This window comes from Frateuria defendens, assembly GCF_001182895.1.
In the GTDB taxonomy this organism is placed as follows: Bacteria; Pseudomonadota; Gammaproteobacteria; order Xanthomonadales; family Rhodanobacteraceae; genus Frateuria_B; species Frateuria_B defendens.
Genome location: NZ_LFQR01000136.1, coordinates 1 through 4,679, shown reverse-complemented (window position 1 = coordinate 4,679; position 4,679 = coordinate 1). Strand labels below are relative to the sequence as shown.

7 protein-coding genes are annotated in these 4,679 nt (G+C 56.4%); 5 read left to right on the top strand and 2 right to left on the bottom strand.

Annotated features, from left to right (window positions below):
• Positions 1 to 84: 84 nt before the first annotated feature.
• A complete protein-coding gene (locus ACH65_RS20010; RefSeq protein ID WP_153242641.1) occupies positions 85 to 381 on the bottom strand; it encodes a hypothetical protein in 297 nt (98 codons plus the stop codon).
• Positions 378 to 839, bottom strand: coding sequence for a hypothetical protein (locus ACH65_RS20005; protein ID WP_153242640.1), 462 nt, complete (start codon positions 837 to 839; stop codon positions 378 to 380). The genes ACH65_RS20010 and ACH65_RS20005 overlap by 4 nt, the downstream gene beginning before the upstream one ends.
• A gap of 370 nt (positions 840 to 1,209) precedes the next feature.
• Between ACH65_RS20005 and ACH65_RS15900 the strand changes: the two genes are divergently transcribed.
• The 5 genes from ACH65_RS15900 (at position 1,210) to ACH65_RS15880 (ending at position 4,538) form a co-directional block, all read left to right on the top strand.
• On the top strand, positions 1,210 to 1,530 hold the full coding sequence (locus ACH65_RS15900; protein WP_161805620.1) for a putative quinol monooxygenase: 321 nt from the start codon (positions 1,210 to 1,212) through the stop codon (positions 1,528 to 1,530).
• 13 nt (positions 1,531 to 1,543) lie between these two features.
• Positions 1,544 to 2,320, top strand: coding sequence for an SDR family NAD(P)-dependent oxidoreductase (locus tag ACH65_RS15895; protein ID WP_049623604.1), 777 nt, complete (start codon positions 1,544 to 1,546; stop codon positions 2,318 to 2,320).
• Between the two features lie 9 nt (positions 2,321 to 2,329).
• Positions 2,330 to 3,220, top strand: coding sequence for a sigma-70 family RNA polymerase sigma factor (locus ACH65_RS15890; RefSeq protein ID WP_064504882.1), 891 nt, complete (start codon positions 2,330 to 2,332; stop codon positions 3,218 to 3,220).
• A 74-nt stretch (positions 3,221 to 3,294) separates the two neighbouring features.
• The gene (locus ACH65_RS15885; protein WP_049623602.1) at positions 3,295 to 3,747 is read left to right on the top strand and encodes an SRPBCC domain-containing protein; all 453 of its coding nucleotides are present in this window, start codon (positions 3,295 to 3,297) and stop codon (positions 3,745 to 3,747) included.
• Positions 3,748 to 3,791: 44 nt separating this feature from the next.
• Positions 3,792 to 4,538, top strand: coding sequence for an SDR family oxidoreductase (locus ACH65_RS15880; protein ID WP_049623601.1), 747 nt, complete (start codon positions 3,792 to 3,794; stop codon positions 4,536 to 4,538).
• The last annotated feature ends 141 nt before the right edge of the window (positions 4,539 to 4,679 follow it).

The following is a 4,679-nucleotide window of genomic DNA, read 5'->3' as shown; positions in this document are numbered from 1 at the left end:
TGGACACTATGGACGGGACACTGTGGACACTGTGGACGGGACAACACCAGATTGACGGTATTGATACTACGATGGGATACCACCCTAGGAATTTTTATCTTTAACACTGGCATCACCCACTTCCCAGCCGCGCAGCAGCAATTGAAATCCAGATAGGCGATTAGATAAGACTGGAAAACTCATGATATCCGAATCAAAAAGCCAGCGAGATAATCCACCCAAATCACGCGGCGATGTAATCCTCCCCAACTTGGCATCGGAAATAGCAAGTTGCAACGGCTCATACTTAGAAAGAAACTCAACATCCTTGCTATTTTCAACATTCTCAGATATAGACTCTTCAAGCAAGATTGCATATTCTTTAATTTTCTCGACATTCATCGCCCTGAACCCCTAATTTCACCTATTTTATTTTTATTAGGATCTGCCCACGCCCCTCTATTGGGAACAAGAATCTGCTCACCACCCCCTGATGCCGAATAGGCGCCTTGTTGCGCAGGAGCAACCTCACTACTGAATACAGTTGGCGCTTGCCCTGGCTTTGGAGTGGAATACACATCAAAACCAAGCTGCGATCCTCTAATGCCTTGCTCAGCCGGCAGACCAAGATAGTCGGCAACTTGCGCGGCAGACATAGCAGATATTTTATTGTACTCATCCACGGTCATGAAAAATGGCGAGTAATTGCCAACCGCATCACCGCCCATGGCAGTCTTTGGGACAAGTTTAATTAATTGCGTATCCGAAGTAACATTTATTGCCGCAGGCAAGCCACTGCCTGTTTGCAATAGATTGGCAGTGTAATTTAATGCCTCTTGCTCAGAAGCCCCTGCTTTCAAATACTGGCCAACAATCGCCTACGCGTCCGGCGTCTGCATAATCTCCGGCGTTACCTGCAACCCCCTTGCCCCAAATTGCTCAATTGGGGTGTACGACAGCTTTGCAAGCTGATTTGCCGCAGCTTGCGCATTAATTATCTGACCTGCGATATATCCCTGTGATGTGTTGCCCAGACTCTAGAAGATCGCGAGCGTGTATCCCAGCAGTTGTTGTTTGCTTTTCGTCGTTTCGACGCATTCAGAGGCGGAGCCAGCTTGGCGCGCTGCGGGAAGATAGAAAATTTTCTGACGTCCGCGATCCGTTTCGATCCACCGCAACGTCTAACTTTGCAGAGAATGCCGATCCCCGGTGTTCATGGGAGAGTTCAAGATGAACAACATCACTATTGGGCGCGACGGTGTCACCCTCGTCAACATTCTGGCGTGTGAGCCCGCCAATCAGGCAAATCTGTCGTCGCTGTTGCAAGCGAACATCGATCAGGTGATCTCGACGCTGGACGGCTGGATTTCGACGAGCCTTCTGACGGCGGCGGATGGTGCAAAAGTCTTCATCGTCTCCCAGTGGCGTGACGGCGATGCCGTCAAGGCCATGCAGGCGGATGCGCGCATGCAAGCCTATTTTCCGAAGATCGCGGCGCTTGCCCGGTTCGATTCCATCCTCACCACCGTCGCGCACCTGCGTGCGGCTTGAGATGGAGGCGACAATGGCTGGCTTGGGAAACAAGCGCGCGATCGTCACTGGCGGGAGTACAGGCATCGGATTGGAGATGGTCCGGTCGCTTGCCGCTCAGGGAGCAGAAGTTATCGCGATCGCCAGGGACGAAAGCAAACTGGCAGCGGCTCGTGATTCCGGTGCCCGAACGATCGCCGGCGATGTAACGGACGCTGACCTGATCGCAAGCACGATCAATGAGGTCGATCCCGACATCCTCATCCTCAACGCCGGTGCCCGCTTGGCCGCAAAGACTCTGGACCGGCAGAATTGGGAGGATTTCTCGGCGATCTGGAATACCGATGTCAGGGCGACGTTCGTCGGCATTCAGGCAGCGCTCGACAAGCCCTTGCGGCCGGGATCGCGCGTACTCGTGACGTCGAGCGGAGCGGCGATGGTGATGAGCATGCCTGCCATAAAGCCGGAAGATCTACGCATGTCCGGCGGCTATATCGGCGCCAAGCGCATGGTATGGTTCATGGCACACCAGGCTAACGCGGTCTCTCGCGAGCGCGGCCTCGGCATCCGCTTTCAGGTTCTCGTTCCTGCGCAATTGATGGCCGGAACCGAGCTTGGACACAGTGTCGCGGCCGCCTACGCCGAGGCCGAAGGGATCACGATCGATGACCATATTCTCACGCGTTACGGCGCTCACCTTGAGCCAAAGCAGGTCGGGCGGCAGGTCGCCGAATGGCTTGCCGACCCCGCTTACGCAACGGGCGTGGCCTATGGAATTCGTGCCGGCATGCAGCCTTTCCCACTCGATTGAGGCTGGTCGATGAGCCCCCACCAACAGAAACTCGAACGATTGTCGGCCGCAATGCGGCCAAGGCTGCACCGTTACTGCGCGCGCATGGTGGGCTCGACTATCGATGCCGAGGACATCGTGCAGGATACCTTTCTGAAGGCGGTAGCTGCCTGGCACGAAGAGCAATTGGCAAATCCCGAAGGCTGGCTGTTCCGCATCGCCCACAACACGGCGCTCGATTTCCTGCGCCAACGCCGCCGCGCACCAGTGACCGAAGACCTGGAGACCATGGAAATGATTGCTGTTTCCGCCGAACTTGATCCTTTGGCCGCGTCTACATCAATCCGTACGTTCATGCGGTTGCCGCCCCTGCAACGCAGCGCGGTGGTAATGAAAGATGTACTGGGTCACTCGGTAGAGGAGGTGGCAGAGGTCAATGGCGTAAGCGCGGCGGCGGCAAAATCGGCCCTGCAACGCGGGCGCAATGCACTCCGCGCGTTTATAGACGAGCCGGAGGACATCGGACCGCCAGTTCTGACCAACGAGATGCGGGATCGCCTCGCCGCGTACGTCGATGGCTTCCGAAACGGTGATTTCGATGCGGTGCGCGCCATGCTTTCCGAGGACGTGCGCCTCGACCTCGTGTCGAAGCTGACCCGCCAGGGAAAATCGGAGGTCGGCGAATATTACGGTCGCTATGCGGCATGCGAGCAATGGGCATTTGACGCTGGTGTCGTCGAGGGACGACCAGCCATGCTCGTCTACGATCGTGAGGTGTCGCTCGACCAACCTGCCTATTTCGTCGCTTTGTCGTTCAATGCGGAACGTGTCGTCAAAATCCACGATTTTCTATTCGCGCGTTATGCGATCGAGGGGGTGCGGATGCAGCGATTGGATGATCAGTCCAAAGCGACTCCGTGAACTAGCGACCAACGACGGCCTAGGCCGCCGCAATGGTGGGCATTGAGACACACTATGAAAGAAGGAGACGGTCGATGACCTTTGATGTGAAAGTACGGGAGCGCATTCTCAAGCCCGTCGACGAGGTGTTCGACGCAGTCGTCGATCCGGCCAGGATGGCCAATTACTTCATCAGCGGCGCCAGCGGACCGATCGAAGAGGGCGCCCATGTGACATGGGAATTCGCCGACGTCGGCGCAAAGGTGGCTATCGATGTCGTGACGGTGAAGAAGAATAGCAAAATTATCTACGAATCGTCGGCGCTTGGCCAGTTGCTGCGCACGACTATCGAATTCGAAGCGGACGGCCCGAGCGCAACCGTCGTCACGGTCACCGATGCGAGTTTTGAACTTGACGAGGACGGCGTGAAGCTCGCCCTCGGTCAGAATGCCGGTTGGACCTACACGCTTTGTGCTTTGAAGGCTTATCTGCAGTTCGGTGTGAACCTTCGCACCGGCCTCAACAGACGTCTGACGGACGTTTCCTAGCCCTCATGCGACAACTTCTCGCGCGCAAACCCGGGAGATGTGAAATGTCGATCCCCCGTCACCTCACATATGATTTGCGCCACAAAGTCGCGATCGTCGTGGGTGGCTCTCGCGGAATCGGCCGAGCGATCTCGGAGCGCTTGGGTCGGGAAGGCGCTGCGGTCGTTGTCAACTACGTTTCGAACGATGAAGCCGCGAACAATACGGTTCGGACGATCGCGGAAAGGGAAGGCAAGGCGCTCGCGGTGAAGGCCGATATATCTCGTATCCCGGATATCCAGCGCCTGTTTGACGAAGCCCAGACAGCCTTCGGAGAGATCGACATCGTCGTCGCGAACGCGGCCACGGCAATTATCAAACCGTTCATCGAATTCACCGAAGACGAATACGATCAGGTATTCAACGTCAACGCCAAAGGCATCTTCTTCATCGTCCAGGAAGCGGCAAAGCGCCTGCGGAACGGTGGCCGCATCATCGTCACATCGACCGGCGGCGTCAGAATGCTGATACCAGGCAATGCTCTCTACTTGGCGAGTAAGGGAACCATCGAACAACTCGTCCGCACCGTGGCGCAGGAGCTCGGACCGCGTAACATCACCGTCAACGCGATACTTCCAGGCTATACGACAGACCTCTTGCCGGAGCGCGATCGCCGCGTGGCCGCCGAGGCATCTCCGTTCAAGCGAATTGGCGAACCCGAAGATGTGGCGGACGTCGCCCTTTTTTTGGCAAGCAATGAAGCGCGGTGGATTACCGGGCAGGAGCTCGGCGCGGGCGGAGGCGTGTTCTAGATTGCAGCTTCTCTGAAACGGAGGAGCAAACCTGGCTCACAGGCATACGCTTCTATCGAAGAGCGTTCGACGGGACGATATTGACAGGCATCTGGGTAACGATCTGGACCTGCAAACGATTACTAAGGATGCTCTGATCTA